This window comes from Mycobacteroides sp. PCS013, assembly GCF_049532645.1.
GTDB lineage: Bacteria > Actinomycetota > Actinomycetes > Mycobacteriales > Mycobacteriaceae > Mycobacterium > Mycobacterium gwanakae.
The window spans coordinates 2,103,050-2,119,156 of record NZ_CP150131.1 but is presented as its reverse complement, the minus strand read 5'-3'; the positions used below and the strand labels follow the sequence as shown (position 1 = coordinate 2,119,156).

15 protein-coding genes are annotated in these 16,107 nt (G+C 65.5%); 9 read left to right on the top strand and 6 right to left on the bottom strand.

Annotation, left to right across the window (positions count from 1 at the left end):
* Positions 1 to 144: 144 nt before the first annotated feature.
* Positions 145 to 516, top strand: a complete 372-nt coding sequence (locus RHO23_RS10310; RefSeq protein WP_030093774.1) for an OB-fold nucleic acid binding domain-containing protein — start codon at positions 145 to 147, stop codon at positions 514 to 516.
* Positions 517 to 1,254, top strand: coding sequence for a DUF3159 domain-containing protein (locus RHO23_RS10305; protein WP_423489035.1), 738 nt, complete (start codon positions 517 to 519; stop codon positions 1,252 to 1,254). It begins immediately after the preceding gene.
* Here RHO23_RS10305 and RHO23_RS10300 read toward each other — a convergent pair.
* Together RHO23_RS10300 and RHO23_RS10295 are read right to left on the bottom strand one after the other, a co-directional pair.
* Positions 1,251 to 1,907, bottom strand: a complete 657-nt coding sequence (locus RHO23_RS10300; RefSeq protein WP_030093772.1) for a potassium channel family protein — start codon at positions 1,905 to 1,907, stop codon at positions 1,251 to 1,253. The two genes, RHO23_RS10305 and RHO23_RS10300, sit on opposite strands and share 4 nt — an antisense overlap.
* Entirely contained in the window at positions 1,904 to 2,593 is a 690-nt protein-coding gene (locus RHO23_RS10295; protein WP_030093771.1) for a potassium channel family protein, read from the bottom strand. Before RHO23_RS10295 ends, RHO23_RS10300 begins: the two co-directional genes overlap by 4 nt.
* A gap of 131 nt (positions 2,594 to 2,724) precedes the next feature.
* On the opposite strand from RHO23_RS10295, the gene RHO23_RS10290 reads away from it, so the two are divergent.
* The 4 genes from RHO23_RS10290 (at position 2,725) to dxs (ending at position 9,233) form a co-directional block, all read left to right on the top strand.
* The gene (locus tag RHO23_RS10290) at positions 2,725 to 4,719 is read left to right on the top strand and encodes an APC family permease (RefSeq protein WP_030093770.1); all 1,995 of its coding nucleotides are present in this window, start codon (positions 2,725 to 2,727) and stop codon (positions 4,717 to 4,719) included.
* The gene (locus RHO23_RS10285) at positions 4,720 to 5,886 is read left to right on the top strand and encodes a class I SAM-dependent RNA methyltransferase (protein WP_423489034.1); all 1,167 of its coding nucleotides are present in this window, start codon (positions 4,720 to 4,722) and stop codon (positions 5,884 to 5,886) included.
* Positions 5,887 to 5,987: 101 nt separating this feature from the next.
* Positions 5,988 to 7,286, top strand: coding sequence for a Na+/H+ antiporter NhaA (nhaA, locus tag RHO23_RS10280; protein WP_217340288.1), 1,299 nt, complete (start codon positions 5,988 to 5,990; stop codon positions 7,284 to 7,286).
* Positions 7,287 to 7,307: 21 nt separating this feature from the next.
* Entirely contained in the window at positions 7,308 to 9,233 is a 1,926-nt protein-coding gene (dxs, locus tag RHO23_RS10275) for a 1-deoxy-D-xylulose-5-phosphate synthase (RefSeq protein WP_030093767.1), read from the top strand.
* A 25-nt stretch (positions 9,234 to 9,258) separates the two neighbouring features.
* Here dxs and RHO23_RS10270 read toward each other — a convergent pair whose 3' ends face one another.
* Together RHO23_RS10270 and RHO23_RS10265 are read right to left on the bottom strand one after the other, a co-directional pair.
* Positions 9,259 to 10,461 carry an HRDC domain-containing protein gene (locus tag RHO23_RS10270; protein ID WP_423489033.1) on the bottom strand — a complete coding sequence of 401 codons (1,203 nt, stop codon included), beginning with the start codon at positions 10,459 to 10,461 and terminating at the stop codon, positions 9,259 to 9,261.
* A 22-nt stretch (positions 10,462 to 10,483) separates the two neighbouring features.
* Positions 10,484 to 11,020, bottom strand: coding sequence for a DUF3000 domain-containing protein (locus RHO23_RS10265; protein WP_030093765.1), 537 nt, complete (start codon positions 11,018 to 11,020; stop codon positions 10,484 to 10,486).
* Between the two features lie 106 nt (positions 11,021 to 11,126).
* Here RHO23_RS10265 and hemE point away from each other — a divergent pair, with 106 nt between their 5' ends.
* Genes hemE through hemQ form a run of 3 tightly spaced genes read left to right on the top strand, consistent with a single transcriptional unit; the run spans position 11,127 to position 14,288 of the window.
* Positions 11,127 to 12,227 (top strand): uroporphyrinogen decarboxylase, encoded by a 1,101-nt coding sequence (hemE, locus tag RHO23_RS10260; RefSeq protein ID WP_193601825.1) that lies wholly within the window; start codon positions 11,127 to 11,129, stop codon positions 12,225 to 12,227.
* Positions 12,228 to 12,265: 38 nt separating this feature from the next.
* Positions 12,266 to 13,600: a protoporphyrinogen oxidase gene (locus tag RHO23_RS10255; RefSeq protein WP_423489205.1), complete on the top strand. Its 1,335-nt coding sequence runs from the start codon at positions 12,266 to 12,268 to the stop codon at positions 13,598 to 13,600.
* Positions 13,593 to 14,288 carry a hydrogen peroxide-dependent heme synthase gene (hemQ, locus tag RHO23_RS10250; RefSeq protein ID WP_030093762.1) on the top strand — a complete coding sequence of 232 codons (696 nt, stop codon included), beginning with the start codon at positions 13,593 to 13,595 and terminating at the stop codon, positions 14,286 to 14,288. Before RHO23_RS10255 ends, hemQ begins: the two co-directional genes overlap by 8 nt.
* 57 nt (positions 14,289 to 14,345) lie before the next feature.
* On the opposite strand, the gene msrB is transcribed toward hemQ, so the two are convergent.
* On the bottom strand, positions 14,346 to 14,741 hold the full coding sequence (msrB, locus tag RHO23_RS10245) for a peptide-methionine (R)-S-oxide reductase MsrB (protein WP_030093761.1): 396 nt from the start codon (positions 14,739 to 14,741) through the stop codon (positions 14,346 to 14,348).
* Complete coding sequence (locus tag RHO23_RS10240) at positions 14,698 to 16,062, bottom strand: glycosyltransferase family 87 protein (RefSeq protein WP_423489032.1); 1,365 nt, start codon at positions 16,060 to 16,062, stop codon at positions 14,698 to 14,700. Before RHO23_RS10240 ends, msrB begins: the two co-directional genes overlap by 44 nt.
* Positions 16,063 to 16,107: the final 45 nt, after the last annotated feature.

The window sequence follows — 16,107 nt, the reverse complement described above, 5'->3', positions numbered from 1 at the left end:
CCCGGTGTGCGGGACACCCCGGGGGCCGCCTGGCATCGGGGCGTGCAAAGGTCTACCGTGGCGGTTGCACCGATGAGCTGCTTGCGCCAAAGCGGCTCCACGAGCGATCACACGATCGGGCATGTTGAGAGGCCAGGACGAGAAGTGGCTACCACAGGCGGTTATCTGCGTCGACTAACTCGTCGGCTGACAGAGGACCTGGAGCAAGTAGACGCCGAGAAAATCGGTGACGACGCCGCCGCCACCGGTGCTCAGCGCGTCATCGATTGTCAGCGTGGCCAAGAGGTCACCATGTGTGGGACGTTGCGCACGGTGGAAACCAACTCCAAGGGCTGCGTGGCCGGCGTAAAGGCCGAGCTGTTCGACGGCACCGACACCGTGACGCTGGTCTGGCTGGGCCAGCGCCGCATTCCGGGTATCGAGTCGGGCCGCACCCTGCTGGTGCGGGGCCGGCTCGGCAAGCTCGAGAACGGCGGCAAGGTGATTCACAACCCGTACTACGAGATTCAGCGCTAAGTGCCGGAGACCCCATCGCACGAGCCTGAGGAAGGCTCGGCTGATTCCGACGCGCACGAGGGCCCGCATCTGAGGATCAGCGTGCCCGGGACCAAGCCCGAGGAGCCGGGAAGCTCGCCGCTGCACGAAATGTGGCATCAGGCCGGGGGTTGGCAGGGAATCGTCTACTCGTCGATTCCGGTCATCGTTTTCGTTGTCGCGGTCAGCGTCTCCTCGCTGATGCCCGCGATCGTCTCGGCCCTAGTCGCGGCCACCCTGATCCTGATCTGGCGCCTGATCCGGCGCGAGTCACTGCAACCGGCGTTCTCCGGGTTCATCAGCGTTGGTATCAGCGCGCTGATCGCCTACCTGCTCGGAGAAGCAAAGGGCTACTTCCTCATTGGGATCTGGGCCAACTTCTTCTGGGGCACCGTCTTTCTGGTGTCGGTCATCATTCGCCGACCGATCGTCGGCTATGCGTACAGCTGGGCGACCGGCAGCGACATGTCGTGGCGCGCCAACCGGCGGATCGTGATGGCCTTCGATATCGCCACTGTGTCCTGGATCGTGTTGTTCGCCACCCGATTTGTGGTGCAGCAGTGGCTGTACCTGGCGGGTAACACGGCCTGGCTGGGCGGCACCAAGATCGCGATGGGCTGGCCTCTGACGGCCGTCGGCGCATTGATCACGCTGCTTGTGATCCGTTATGTGCGCCGTCACACCGACAACGCGCTCGACGAATCCCCGAGCAGTCCCTAACCGAGTACGACGCGGTGGAGCTCGTCCTCGATATCCGCGGTGGCGACTAGGATCAGCTCATCGCCGCCTTCGAGGGGCTCGTCGGGCTGTACCGGAATGACCCGTGACCCGCGCAGAATCGCGACCAGGACCGCGTCGCGGGGGAGTTCCAGTTTTCGCACCGGCTTACCGGCCCACGGGGTGTCATCGGGGAGGGTGATCTCCACCAGATTGGCCTGTCCGCGCCGGAACTCCATGAGGCGCACCACGTCACCCACGGCGACGGCCTCCTCGACCAGGGAGGCCAGCATGCGCGGGGTGGACACCGCGACATCGACGCCCCAGGCATCGTCGAAGAGCCACTCGTTGCGTGGATCGTTCACGCGGGCCACGACGCGCGGTACCGCGAACTCGGTCTTGGCGAGCAGGCTCAGCACCAGATTGGCCTTGTCGTCACCGGTCGCGGCGATGACCACATCAAAGGTGTGCAGCTCTTCGGCTTCCAGCAGGCTGATCTCGCAGGCGTCACCGAGCCGCCAATGTGCCTCGGGTACCGCCTCGGGGTCGATGTGCTCGGGGTTACGTTCCAGCAGGGTGACCTCATGCCGGCTCTCGATGAGCTCACGCGCTATCGAGCGCCCGACGGCCCCTGCGCCTCCGATAGCGACCTTCATCGGGCACCCCCGTGGTCGTCGTCGGCATCTTCGCCCGGTGGCTGCGCCGCGATCGCCATCGCCTCGGCGGCCCGTCCCGACACCGCAGAGACGTATACCTCGTCGCTGTCCTGGATGACCGTCTTGGCGTCGGGAAGCAGGCCCGTGCCAAACCGGATGATGAAGGCCGCGCGCGCACCGGTGGCAGTCTCCAGCGCCGTGATGCGCTTACCGATCCATTCTTCGTGCAGAGCTAGTTCGGTGACCACGACCGAACCGGACGGATCACGCCACTTGGTGGTGTCGCTTTCCCTGGTGAGGGCGTGCAGCAGACGATCGGTCGTCCACGGCACGGTGGCGACGGTGGGGATGCCCAGCCGCTCGTAGACGGCGGCACGCTTGGCGTCGTAGATACGGGCCACCACACGCTCGACACCGAAGGTCTCACGGGCCGCCCGGGCCGAGATGATGTTCGAGTTGTCACCGGAGGAGACCGCGGCGAAGGCCTGTGCCCGCTCGATCCCTGCCCGTAATAGAACGTCGCGATCAAAACCCATGCCGACGATGCGTTCGCCGGTGAATTCGGGGCTGAGCCGGTTGAATGCGGAGGCTTCCTTGTCGATGATCGCCACCTCGTGGCCGATTCTGGCCAGGCCTCCGGCCAGCGCGGCGCCTACGCGCCCGCAGCCCATCACCACTACTCGCACCGGAAGACCTTTCTGGGTAGGCGTTCGTCTTAGCACCAGTCGCAATACTGAACGCCGCGTCACGGCACCCGACACAGCGATGTCAAGTGAGACCGTACCGCGATTGCTCGCGTGGCCTAATGTTGGCGTTCGTGTCTACGCTTTCCAAGCTGTCGACGGCGGCTCGGCGCCTGGTAATCGGCCGACCGTTTCGTAGCGACAGCCTTGGCCATACCCTGCTGCCGAAGCGCATCGCGCTACCGGTTTTCGCCTCCGACGCGCTGTCCTCGGTGGCGTACGCGCCCGAGGAAATCTTCCTGGTGCTGTCGGTCGCGGGGATGTCCGCCTATGCGATGACGCCGTGGATCGGGCTCGCGGTCGCCGCCGTCATGATGGTGGTGGTGGCGAGTTACCGGCAGAACGTGCACGCCTACCCGTCCGGTGGTGGTGACTATGAGGTGGTCACCACCAATCTCGGGCCTACCGCGGGCCTGACAGTCGGCAGCGCCCTACTGGTGGATTACGTGTTGACCGTTGCCGTTTCCATGTCCTCGGCGATGTCGAACATCGGTTCGGCCATTCCGCTTGTCGCGCAGCACAAGGTCACTTTCGCGGTGGTCGCCATCGTGATCCTGATGTCGATGAATCTGCGCGGAGTCCGCGAATCAGGCGCCGCGTTCGCGATTCCCACGTACGCCTTCATGGTCAGCATGTACCTCATGTTGGGCTGGGGGCTGTTCCAGATTTACGTACTCGGCACCCCGCTAAAGGCGGAGTCGGCCTCCTTTGAGATGCATGGCGAAGGCAGCGGCATCCTGGGCTTCGCGCTGGTCTTCCTTGTCGCGCGGGCTTTCTCGTCGGGTTGCGCGGCATTGACGGGTGTGGAAGCGATCAGCAATGGCGTGCCCGCCTTCCGGAAACCCAAGTCACGCAACGCGGCCACGACGCTGTTGCTCCTCGGCGGCATCGCCATCACCCTGTTTATGGGCATCATCCTGCTGGCCGAGCGCACCGGAGCCAAGATCGCCGAGGACCCCGCCACGCAATTGGTGGGTGCGCCCGCCAACTACCATCAGAAGACCCTGGTCGCCCAGCTGGCCGAGGCGGTGTTCGGTGACTTCCGGATCGGCTTCTTGTTCATCACCGTGGTGACGGCGCTCATCTTGGTGCTGGCCGCCAACACCGCATTCAACGGTTTCCCGGTGCTCGGATCGATTCTGGCGCAGGACCGTTACCTGCCGCGCCAGCTGCACACGCGCGGTGACCGGTTGGCGTTCTCCAACGGCATCATCTTCTTGTCGGCCGTCGCCATCCTGTTCGTGGTGGCGTTCAAGGCCGAGGTGACCGCCCTCATCCAGCTCTACATCGTCGGTGTCTTCGTGTCCTTCACGCTCAGCCAAATTGGCATGGTGCGGCACTGGACCCGGTTGCTCAAGACCGAGACCGACCCGGCGGTGCGCGGCAAGATGATCCGCTCGCGCATCATCAACACCATCGGTTTCATCATGACCGGGGCGGTACTGCTGGTTGTCCTGGTCACCAAATTCCTTGCCGGAGCATGGATCGCCATCCTGGCGATGGGTCTGCTGTTCGTGCTCATGAAGATGATCCACAAGCACTACAACACGGTGGCGCGCGAGCTGGACAATCACGAGGGTGAGGTGGTGCTGCCCAGCCGCACCCATGCCGTCGTCCTCGTCTCCAAGGTGCATCAGCCGACGCTGCGCGCCCTGGCCTACGCGCGGGCCACTCGTCCCGACGCACTGGAAGCGGTCACCGTCAGCGTCGATGACCGAGATACCCGGGAGCTTGTCAGGGATTGGGAGACAAGCGATATCAGCACCCCGCTGAAAGTGATCGCGTCCCCGTACCGCGAAATCACCCGGCCGATCCTGGACTACGTCAAGCGCATCAGCAAGGAAGCGCCGCGCACGGTTGTCTGCATCTTCATTCCCGAGTATGTGGTGGGACACTGGTGGGAGCAGGTGCTGCATAACCAAAGTGCGCTGCGACTCAAGGGCCGCTTGCTGTTCGTCCCCAATGTCATGGTGACATCCGTTCCGTGGCAGCTTGACTCGTCCGAACGTCGCCGCGAACTCGACAGGCAGTCCGCACCCGGCGACTCGCGGCGAGGGTTCGACTCCTAGATGGCAATCGGCGAAATTCTCGAAGTCCAGACCGGCGGGCCTGCTAACGGGGGCAGCGTGGTGGCCCGGCACGACGGGCGCGTCATCTTCGTCAGATACGCGTTACCGGGCGAGCGGGTACGTGTCCAGATCACCGATGATCGGCAAGCCAGCTTCTGGCATGGCGCCGCCATTGAGGTCCTCGACCCGTCACCGCACCGCATCGACCCGATATGTCCCATCGCGCACGGTAGTGGCGAATCTGGTTGCTGTGACTTGTCTTTCGTCGACCCGGCGTATCTGCGTGAACTCAAGGGCGATGTGGTGAGCCAGCAGCTGGCGCGCCTGGGCAAGTACGAGTGGCAAGGCGTGGCCGAACAGCTGGGAGATGGAGATTCCACCGGGTGGCGGACTCGGGTGCGGTTGGATGTGAATGCCCTGGGCCAGCCCGGTTTTCACCGGTATCACAGCGACGAGCTGGTGACCGACCTGCGCTGTGCCCAGGTTGTGCCGGGGTTGCTCGACGGGCTCGACGAACCGGCTCTCGGTGCGGAGGGGCCGCTGCACGCGGTGATGGACGATCAGGGGCGCCGGCATGTTCTGCGTGCACGTTCGGTGGTCGAGGGTGAAGACGTCGCGGTTCAGAAAGTGGGGGACCGGCACTGGTTGGTGCCGGTGACGGCTTTCTGGCAGGCGCACCGCGACGCGGCGAACACCTACAGCCAGCTGGTCTCGGAATGGGCCGAGCTTGAACCGGGCATGAGCGCTTGGGATTTGTACGGTGGCGTCGGGGTTTTCGCCGCGGCACTGGGCGAAGCAGTGGGAACCAAGGGGCGTGTGGTCAGCGTCGACACCTCCCGGCCGGCATTCCGCAGCGCCAAGAACGCCTTGGGAGATCTGCGACAGGTCAGCATGATCTGCGGATCGGTACGCCACGCCCTGCGTGACCTGGGTAAGGCCGATGTCGCGGTGCTGGACCCGCCCCGGGCGGGCGCCGGCCGTGACGTCATCGGGCGAATTGCTGAGGCGGGCATACCCAGGGTTATCCATATCGGTTGTGAGGCAGCGGCATTCGCCCGCGATGTGGGCTTGTACCTGGAGCGTGGATATCAGGTGCGTGAGTTGCGGCTGTTCGATGCTTTCCCGCTGACGCACCACATCGAAAGCTTTGCGCTGCTCACCCGATGAGACAGCGGCAGGTGTAAAGATCTTATAAAGTAGGTCGCTAGGTGTGCCGGGAAGTCTGGTCGGCGGTACTTTGCCCTGCCACAAGGAACGGACACCGAGCCATGCGCCTGCGCCAACGCGTCTTCACCCGCGGATCGTGGGCGGAGTCCTCTCGGGCCGCGGAGATCCTGCGCAAGGAAACCGTCGGCGGTGTGCTGCTGGTGGTGGCCGCGGTGACCGCACTGCTGTGGGCCAACTCGCCGTGGAGCTCCTGGTACTACCGGCTGGGGGCCATCACGGTCGGGCCGGAGCGTTTGCACCTGAATCTCACCCTGGCGGGCTGGGCGACCGACGGGCTGTTGGCCATTTTCTTCTTCGTCGTGGGGGTCGAACTCAAACGCGAGTTCGTGGCGGGCGATCTACGCGACCCGGGACGAGCGGCCTTGCCGATCGTCGCGGCGGTCGGCGGCATGCTCGTTCCGGCCGCCATCTACCTGGCGGTCAACGCACCGGGCGGTGGAGAGGCCATGCGTGGCTGGGCGATACCGACCGCCACCGATATCGCCTTCGCGCTCGCTGTGCTCGCCGTGATTTCTACCCATCTGCCCTCGGCGCTGCGCACCTTCTTGCTCACCCTGGCGGTGGTTGACGACCTGCTGGCCGTCATCGTGATCGCGGTGTTCTACACCGATGAGCTGCATTGGGCGCCGCTGGGCCTGGCGCTCGTCCCGCTCGCGCTGTTCGCGGTGGCGGTGCAGCGCCGTCGCCGGGAATGGTGGCTGCTGGTACCGCTGGCGCTGGCGACCTGGGCGCTGGTACACGCCTCGGGGGTGCACGCGACGGTGGCGGGTGTGCTCTTGGGATTCACCGTTCCTGTCCTCAGGCGTGATGGCCGTACCGATGTACATGGGATGGCCGAGCGATTCGAGCATCGGATGCGACCGGTGTCCGCGGGTGTGGCGGTGCCGGTGTTCGCATTCTTTGCCGCGGGTGTCACCCTGGGCGGCTTCGCCGGGCTATGGCAGGCGCTGCGAGATCCGGTGGCGCTGGGCGTGGTGCTGGGCCTGGTGGTGGGTAAACCTATTGGCATCTTCCTCACCACCTACCTGCTGGCGCGGTTCACGCGCGCGAGTCTCGACGACGACCTCAGCTGGCTCGACATCGCCGGCGTGGCGCTGCTCGCGGGCATCGGATTTACGGTGTCCCTGCTCATCGGCGAACTGGCGTTCGGCACCGGGTCGGCTGCCGAGCACGTCAAGGTCGGTGTATTAGCCGGATCGTTGACCTCGGCGGCAGTCGCCTCCGTGGTGCTGCGGCTGCGTAACCGCGCGTATCGGCGGATCGAGGCCAAGGAGACCCTTGACGCAGATCACGATGGAGTACCCGATGTTTTTGGCTCCGCTCCAAGCGACCGAATCTGAATCGCTGCGTAGACTGACCTGATGCTTGACGACATCAGAGGACCGGGTGACCTGCAGGGTCTCTCGAAGCGAGAGCTGGACTTACTCGCCGACGAGATCCGCGAGTTCCTGATCCATAAGGTCGCCGCGACCGGCGGCCACCTTGGACCCAACCTGGGCGTCGTCGAGTTGACTCTGGCCCTGCATCGCGTCTTCGAGTCCCCGTATGACCCGATTGTCTTCGACACCGGTCATCAGGCGTACGTGCACAAGATCCTCACCGGGCGTTCTGGCGACTTCGACACGCTGCGGCAGAAGGACGGCTTGTCCGGATATCCATCGCGTGCCGAAAGCGAGCACGACTGGGTGGAATCCAGCCACGCCTCGACCGCGCTGTCGTACGCCGATGGACTCGCGAAGGCATTCGAACTGACCGGCCAGCGCCGCCGACATGTGGTCGCGGTGGTCGGCGACGGCGCGCTCACCGGCGGCATGTGCTGGGAGGCCCTGAACAACATCGCCGCCGCCGCGCATCGGCGCATCATCATCGTCGTCAACGACAACGGGCGCAGCTATGCGCCGACCATCGGTGGGCTCGCTTCGCACCTGGCGGGGCTGCGGCTCACCCCCTCGTACGAGAAGGTGCTCGACGAGAGCAAGAAGCTGCTGCGCGGTATGCCGGTGGTCGGACCGCTGGCGTATGCGTTGATGCACAGCCTCAAGGTCGGGGTCAAGGACGCGGTGTCACCGCAGGTGATGTTCACCGATCTGGGCATCAAATACGTTGGACCCGTTGATGGCCACGACGAGCAGGCGGTGGAGGACGCGTTGCGCCGCGCCCGTGGATACGGTGGCCCGGTCATCGTGCACGTGATCACCCGCAAGGGGATGGGGTACGCGCCGGCCGAGGACGACGAGGCCGAGCAGATGCACTCCACCGGCATCATCGACCCGAAAACCGGCCGCTCCATCAAGGCGTCGGCGCCGGGCTGGACATCGGTGTTCTCCGACTCACTCATCGAGGTGGCGAGCGAACATCGCAACATCGTGGCGATCACCGCGGCCATGCCGGGCCCGACCGGGCTCAGCAAGTTCGGCGAGCGTTTTCCCGATCGGCTGTTCGACGTCGGTATCGCCGAGCAGCACGCCGTCACCTCCGCGGCCGGGCTCGCGATGGGCGGTCTGCACCCTGTGGTCGCGATCTACTCCACCTTCCTGAACCGCGCGTTCGATCAGGTGATGATGGACGTTGCGCTGCACAAGCTTCCGGTGACGTTCGTACTGGACCGGGCCGGTATCACGGGAAGCGACGGGGCCAGCCACAACGGCATGTGGGACCTGTCGATCCTGAACGTGGTGCCCGGCATGCGGGTCGCGGCGCCGCGTGATGCGTCGCGGCTGCGTGAGGAGCTGACCGAGGCGCTGGCGGTCGATGACGGACCGACCGCGCTGCGGTTCCCGAAAGGCGAAGTCGGGGAGGATATCCCGGCGGTCGAGCGGCGCGATGGTGTCGACATATTGGCGCGGCCGCTCAGCGGATTGCACGCCGATGTGCTGTTGGTGGCGGTCGGTTCGTTCGCCTCGACAGCGTTGGCGACGGCCGAGAGGCTCGGCAAGCAGGGGATCGGCGTGACCGTCGTCGATCCGCGCTGGGTGCTTCCGGTGCCCGGTCATGTGATCGAGCTGGCTCGCCAGCACCGGTTGGTGGTGACGCTGGAAGACAGTGGCGTGCACGGCGGAGCGGGTAGCGCGGTGACCGCGGCGATGCAGGATGCCGATGTGGATATTCCGGCCCGCAATATTGGTGTGCCGCAACAGTTCCTGGATCACGCATCGCGCGGGCAGGTCCTTGAGCAGCTCGGTTTGACCGATCAGCACATTGCCCGCAAGATCACCGGTTGGGTGGCCGCGATGAGCCGCGAGATCGGGGAGAGCACCGTGAACCCGGCCACGCAGCAGGTCGACTAACTCTGAGTCCCGCCCTTCGGCGCGCTCAGTCGGTCAGCGCTTCGGTCAGTATCGGCACGGTCAGTTCCCGCTGCCATGGGCGGGCGCCGTGGCCGGCGAGTAGTTCCTCGACGTCTCCGTTGCCGTCCCAGTCCCAGCAGAGCCGCCGCACGATTTCCGGGGTGACGATGTTTTCCACGGGTACCGAGATCTGCTCGGAGAGCGCCGACAGGGCCGTGCGCGCGGCTTCCAGGCGGGCGTAGGCCTCGGGCTTGCGTCGCGACCACCGCGATACCGGCGGTGGCCCGGTGGTGGGTTCATTGACCGGCGGCGGGGCGTCTGCGTTGCGTGCCTTCGCCAGCGCTGCGAGCCATCGGTCGGCCTGCTGTTTCTGCCGGGGGCCGCCGAAGACCGGGAGAGCGATCAGTTCGTTGCGTGTCTTCGGATCTGCCATGGCAGCTTCCACGATTGCCGAATCGGGCAGCGTACGTCCAGGGGCCACATCGCGTGCCCGGGCCAGTTCGTCACGGCTGAGCCATAATTCGCGTACCGCCGCCAACTGTCCGGGCTTGCGAACCTTGTGGATTCCGGAGGTGCGACGCCAGTTGTCCCGTCGGGTCGCCGAGGCCGGTGTGTGCGCCAGGTACTCGAATTCCTGCCGGGCCCACTCGGTCTTGTCTTGTTCGGCCAGAACTTCGGCGATCTTCTCGCGTAGCTCGACGAGCACCTCGACGTCCAGCGCCGCATAGTTGAGCCAATCGTCCGGTAGCGGACGTTTAGACCAGTCGGCGGCGCCATGTCCCTTGGCCAGACCCAGTCCCAGCAGTCGATGGACCATCGCGGCCAGGTTCACCTTCTCGAAACCGGCCAGCCGCCCGGCTAATTCGGTGTCATAGAGCGACGGCGGTCGCATTTCCAGTTCGGCCAGGCAGGGCAGATCCTGGTCGGCGGCGTGCAAGATCCACTCGTCGGCACCCAGCACCTCGACGATTGGCCCGAGTGCGTCCGGAACGTTGGTCGGATCCAGCAGCACGGTTCCGGCTCCGCGGCGGCGAATCTGGATCAGGTAGGCCCGGTTGGAGTACCGGAATCCCGAGGCCCGCTCCGCGTCGACCGCAAATGCGCCCGTCCCGGATGCTAAACGTTTAGCCGCCATACGGATCTCATCCGTTGACGCGGTGATTGGCGGCACCCCTTCGGCGGGGCGAAGCAGTGGTGTCGGTTCGGGAAGCTCGGAGTCGTTGTCCATATCTGAGTCAGCAGCGTAGGCGCTAAGCGCGGTGGCGCGACCCCAGGTCGGTCACACCTACCGGTGGCAGGCCCGCCGCATGCTCCAGCACCTCGCAGAATGCCTCGACGTGGGTTTCGATATCGGTACCGGTGGCGGTCCAGGACGCCCGCAGCTCCAACTGATGGGCGCGCCCCGGGCCGGCGATATCGCCGTAACGGACCGAGGTGGTTGCGGTCACGGTTCCACCCAACGCCGTCAGATCCGTGGTGCGGGTGTTCAGGGCATCCACGAGCCAGCTCCACGCAACTTCCGGTAGCAACGGGTCCACGGCCTCGGTGGCGTCCAGATCGGCCTGGATGTAGGCGACCAGCCGCATCGTGCCGTTCCACGCCTCATCACCCTCCGGGTCGTGCAGCAGGATTAGCCTGCCAAACGCATCACCTTCGGATTGTTCGGGCACGTTATCGGTGTCGAGGTGCTTGATTTCCGCGCCGAGCGCATAGCTGAACGGAGCCAATCGTTGCGGGGGACGAATAGTGCCCAGCTCGATCTCCGGACGCACGGTCACGGAGTTCATCGCGTCGACCGCCGCGCGGAACGGGGCTGGTTCGGCAGACGTCACAGCAATGGACGGTAGCGCGCTGGGCCGACATGCTCCCGCAGGCGCGCCGTGCAAGGTTGCCATGGCAGCATGGGCAGTGATGACCGGATTGAATGAAGATCGCGCGACGCAGGCAAAAACCCGTCGTGAGCTGCCGCTTTCTCCCTATCTGGCGGCTGCCGCCGGAAGGGCCCCCAGCCGCCCCCCGGTGTGGTTCATGCGGCAGGCCGGGCGTTCGCTGCCCGAGTACCGCGCGGTGCGCGCCGACCACGCCATGCTGGACGCTTGTTTTAATCCTGAACTGGTTTGCGAGATCACGCTCCAGCCGATCCGCCGGCACCAGGTTGATGCCGCCATCTTGTTCTCCGACATCGTGGTCCCGCTCAAGGCGGCCGGTATCGATCTGGACATCGTTCCGGATGTGGGGCCCGTGATCGCCAACCCGGTGCGCACCACCGCCGATGTGGCGAAGCTGCCGCGCCTGGAGCCCGGACAGGTCGAGGCCGTCAGTGATGCCGTGCGACTGCTGGTCGCCGAGCTGGGCGCGACGCCACTGATCGGTTTTGCCGGTGCCCCCTTCACGCTGGCCTCCTATCTGGTCGAGGGCGGCCCGAGTCGTCACCATCAGCGCACCAAGGCGCTGCTGCAGGGCGACCCGCAGACCTGGCATGCCTTGATGACCGCGTTGACCGATGTCACCATCGCCTTCCTGCGTGCACAGCTCGACGCCGGTGTGGACGCGCTGCAACTGTTCGACTCGTGGGCCGGTGCGTTATCGCTGGCTGACTACCGTTCAGCTGTGTTGCCGCACAGCACAAGGATTTTCGATGAATTCGCGCATGAGGGCGTACCCATGACGCACTTCGGAGTGGGCACCGCCGAGCTATTGGGCGCCATGGGAGAGGCCGGCGCTACCGTGGTCGGTGTGGACTGGCGCACCCCGCTGGATGTGGCGGCGGGTCGGGTCGGCGCTGGAAAAGCCTTGCAGGGCAATCTCGATCCAGCAGTACTGCTGGCCGGGTGGCCGGTGGTGGAGCGTGAGGTGCGCCGGATTGTCGCCGAGGGCCGCCAGGCAGTGGCTGACGGTGCCGCGGGACATATCTTCAATCTGGGACACGGCGTGCTGCCGGATACCGATCCGGTAGTCCTCACCGATGCGGTGGCGCTGGTGCATTCGTTGTGACCTCAGCGGCACGGTCGTCCTCACCCTCCATTGCCGTTGTGGGGGGCGGTATTTCGGGGTTGACGGCGGCATATCGGCTGCGGTGCGAACTCGGCGATGGTCCGCGCATCACCGTGTACGACCCCGCCGAGCAGCTGGGTGGAATCCTTCGCACCATCACCCTGGGTGAGCATCGAGTCGACATCGGCGCCGAGGCATTCATCACCCGGCGCCCCGAGGTACTGGATCTCCTGGATGAACTGGGACTGGCCGACCGCAGGATCGACACCACCGGTGCGCGGCCGCTCATCTACGCCGGCGGCAGTCTGCACCCGCTGCCCGCGCGAACGGTGAACGGCATCCCGGCCTCGGGGTCTTCGGTGGTCGGCCTCGTCGACGAGGAGACCGTGGCGCGCATCGACAGCGAGCCTGAGCGCGATATGCACTGGACCGTGGGCGCCGATCCCACCGTTGCCGACCTGGTCTCGCTGCGATTCGGGCCGCAGGTGGTCGCGCGGCTCGTCGACCCCCTGCTCGGTGGGGTGTACGCGGGTTCGGCCGCGACGACCGGCCTGCGGACCGCCGCGCCCGGGATAGCCCGGGCCCTCGACGAGGGGGCCGGCAGCCTGCTGGTCGCCGCCCGGCAAGCATTGCCGCCGATATCGGCCGCCGGCATCTTCGGTGCCATCGACGGCGGCTACACGGTGCTGGTGGAAGAACTCTGGCGCCGCGCCCGCGCCGAACACCGGCGGCTCGCGGTGACCGGCATCGCGCGTGACGGTGAGAGTTGGGCGGTCACCGGCGACGGCGCATCCGAGCACGCGGACGTGGTCGTTGTCGCGGTGCCCGCGCCTCGCGCCGCGGACATCCTCGATGCGGTGGCACCCGAATCGGCGGAGGCTGCGCGCGCCGTCCCGGTGGCGTCCTCGGTGGTCGTGGCACTGACGTTGCCCGGCGGCGCCCCCATTCCGGCCAACTCCGGCGTGCTCGTCGCATCCGGAGAAGCCCTACACACCAAGGCCTTGACGTTCTCGACCGGCAAATGGGGGATGCGCGGACGAAGCACCCAGGTGGTGCGTTTGTCCTACGGGCGTTTCGGCGACACCGTGGCGCGAGCCACCACCGACGAGCAGCTGCTGCACTGGGCCGTCACCGACCTCGAAACCGTGCTGGGCGCGTCGGTGACGCCCATCGATACGGCGCTGGCCCGCTGGATCGACGCCATGCCGCAGTACGGACCCGGCCACGCTGACGTCGCTGACGCCATCCGCGGCGGGTTGCCGCCGGGGATCGCCGTGGCTGGCTCGTACCTGGACGGAATTGGAGTACCGGCTTGTGTGTCCTCCGCCTCTCGAGCGGCACAGGACAGCGTGGCACGATGGGGGCATGGCTAGCCTCGATTTCGACACCCTCAACTCGACCATTCGCTACCTGATGTTCTCGGTGTTCCAGGTGCGCGAAGGAGGGTTGGGCGAGGACCGCGACGGTGCCGCCGACGAGGTGGCCACCCTGATCAAACGGCATGAGGACGATGGTGTCGTGGTTCGCGGCATCTACGACGTGGCAGGCCTGCGCGCCGACGCCGACTTCATGATCTGGTCGCACGCCGAGTCCATCGAGAAGCTGCAGGCGCTGTACAGCGATTTCCGTCGCACCACCGCCCTGGGCCGGGCCAGCACCCCGGTGTGGAGCAATGCGGCCCTGCACCGTCCGGCCGAGTTCAACAAGAGCCACATCCCGGCGTTTCTCGCGGGGGAGGAGCCCGGCGCCTACATCTGCGTGTATCCCTTTGTGCGCTCTTACGATTGGTACCTGTTGCCCGATGAGGAGCGGCGCAAGATGCTCGCCGATCACGGTATCGCCGCGCGTGCCTACAAGGATGTGCGTGCCAACACCGTGCCCGCCTTCGCGCTCGGCGACTACGAATGGCTGCTGGCCTTCGAGGCACCCGAGCTGTATCGCATCGTCGACCTGATGCGCGATTTGCGTGCCACCGAGGCCCGGTTGCACGTGCGCGAGGAGACGCCGTTCTTCACCGGCCCGCGGGTCTCCGCCGAGGAACTCGTCGCCCGGCTTCCCTAGGCCATTTCGCCGAGACCGAGGTTATGGCGAATTTGTGCGAGACGAAACCGCCACAACCTAGGTTTCGGCGGTCTGCAGGCGTAGGGAGATCGAGTTAATGCAGTAGCGCTGATCGGTGGGCGTGGGATATCCCTCGCCCTCGAACACGTGCCCCAGGTGGCTGTGGCAGTTGGCGCACAGCACCTCGACGCGGCGCATGCCCAGCGACTTGTCCGGCTTCAGGATTACCGCGTCCGAGTTGGCCGGGTCGAAGAAAGACGGCCAGCCGCAATGGGATTCGAACTTCTCGGTACTGCGGAACAGTTCGGCCCCGCATGCTCGGCAGGCGTACACGCCCTCGGTCTTGGTGTCAGTGTATTCACCGACGAAAGGGCGTTCGGTGCCGGCGCGGCGCAGCACCGCGAACTCGTCAGGAGTCAGTCGCTCCCGCCACTGCTCGTCGGTCAGATTCACCTTCGGGTCGTTCGATGTCGTCATCGTCCGCTGACTCCTTAGTGCCTATCGCCGCGCTCATCCAGTCTGGATCCAGCCCACTATCCAGTGTGCCAGCGGCCTTGGCATCCCGGTACCGAAGCACCAGCACCATCATCACGACGATTAGCAGCAGGCACCATCCGTAGGTGATCTTCAGATACTCCAGGGCGCGGCCCGTGGTGGGCCAGTGCACCAGTAGCCAGCGGTCCATGGAGAAGAACCCGTAGATCGCCAGCCATGCCGGCCAGTTCCGCAACACCGAGTTGGGCAGCACGATCGTCATCACGAACGGGAACAGCGCCATCGAGTAGTAGCCCTGGCCCAGCCCCAGCAGCAGGAACGAGGCCGTCAGCACCACACCACCGGTGGTCAGCGCCCAGAACCGGGGGTCGCGGCGGCGGTAGTACTTGTACAGCAACCACACACTCACCAGGGCGATCAGTAGGAACGCGATGCGCAGCACGGCGGTCAATGGTGCGGGAAGGCCGTAGTACACGGCGTTTCCGGCGATGGAGCTGTTGAAGTAATCGCGGGTTTCGCCCAGGTATTTCACCGTGCGCCGCAAGTAGTCCCAGCCGTCGACGATCCTGACCTTGTGCGGGCCGAACATGGCGACCGCGTTGAAGAACGCGGGGATGCCGAAAGCGGCCACGAACACCCGCCACTGCCGGTTGAGTAGCGGCAACAACAGCAGCGGTAACAGCAGCGGCTTGATCACCAGCGTCAGCCCGATCGCGACACCGGCCAGCCAATCGGACTTCGCGTTCCCATTGAGCATCCAGCGGAAGAACAGCACCTCAAGCAGCAGCATCACACCGTTGATGTTGGTGAAAACCAGTGTGTTGGTGACACTCTCGGTGCAGAACATGGCCAGTAGCAGCGCGGGCGCGGCCACCGAGGCCAGTGTGAAGTTGAACAGCCGCAGCAGGAAGTAGGCCGCGATCACGATGGCGACGGCGTTGATGCTGATGAACCAGTACCGCGACGCGTCAACGGGCAGATACCCGAACGGGGAGAGCAGCAGTGTGCCGCCGGGTGGGTAGATGTAGTGCGGATCGACGTAGCTGAAGTTCTCGTTGTACACCGGCTGATGCCGTTTGAAGGCGATGACGGCGCGGTACACCGGCCCGAAGTCGTCGGTGATGTAGCCGTTGGTGCCCAGCACGTAGGCGCGGTGAATGATCGACATGATCGCGACGGGCCACAGCACCGACCGCAGGATCGTCGCGACCGATGGCGGTGCGGTCGGAGGTTTCAACGAGTTCTTGAAGCCCGAAATGAACGTATCGACTGACACCACGCAGGCACCGTACCTTGAGCGCCCAGTGCAGTTCCGGCAAGTACG

Bases quoted from the DNA above. Each gene is read 5' to 3' on its own strand.
- RHO23_RS10300 (WP_030093772.1), bottom strand. From the start codon at position 1,907: ATGAAGGTCGCTATCGGAGGCGCAGGGGCCGTCGGGCGCTCGATAGCG.
- RHO23_RS10285 (WP_423489034.1), top strand. From the start codon at position 4,720: ATGGCAATCGGCGAAATTCTCGAAGTCCAGACCGGCGGGCCTGCTAAC.
- nhaA (WP_217340288.1), top strand. From the start codon at position 5,988: ATGCGCCTGCGCCAACGCGTCTTCACCCGCGGATCGTGGGCGGAGTCC.
- dxs (WP_030093767.1), top strand. From the start codon at position 7,308: ATGCTTGACGACATCAGAGGACCGGGTGACCTGCAGGGTCTCTCGAAG.
- RHO23_RS10270 (WP_423489033.1), bottom strand. From the start codon at position 10,461: ATGGACAACGACTCCGAGCTTCCCGAACCGACACCACTGCTTCGCCCC.
- RHO23_RS10265 (WP_030093765.1), bottom strand. From the start codon at position 11,020: ATGAACTCCGTGACCGTGCGTCCGGAGATCGAGCTGGGCACTATTCGT.
- hemE (WP_193601825.1), top strand. From the start codon at position 11,127: ATGGCAGCATGGGCAGTGATGACCGGATTGAATGAAGATCGCGCGACG.
- hemQ (WP_030093762.1), top strand. From the start codon at position 13,593: ATGGCTAGCCTCGATTTCGACACCCTCAACTCGACCATTCGCTACCTG.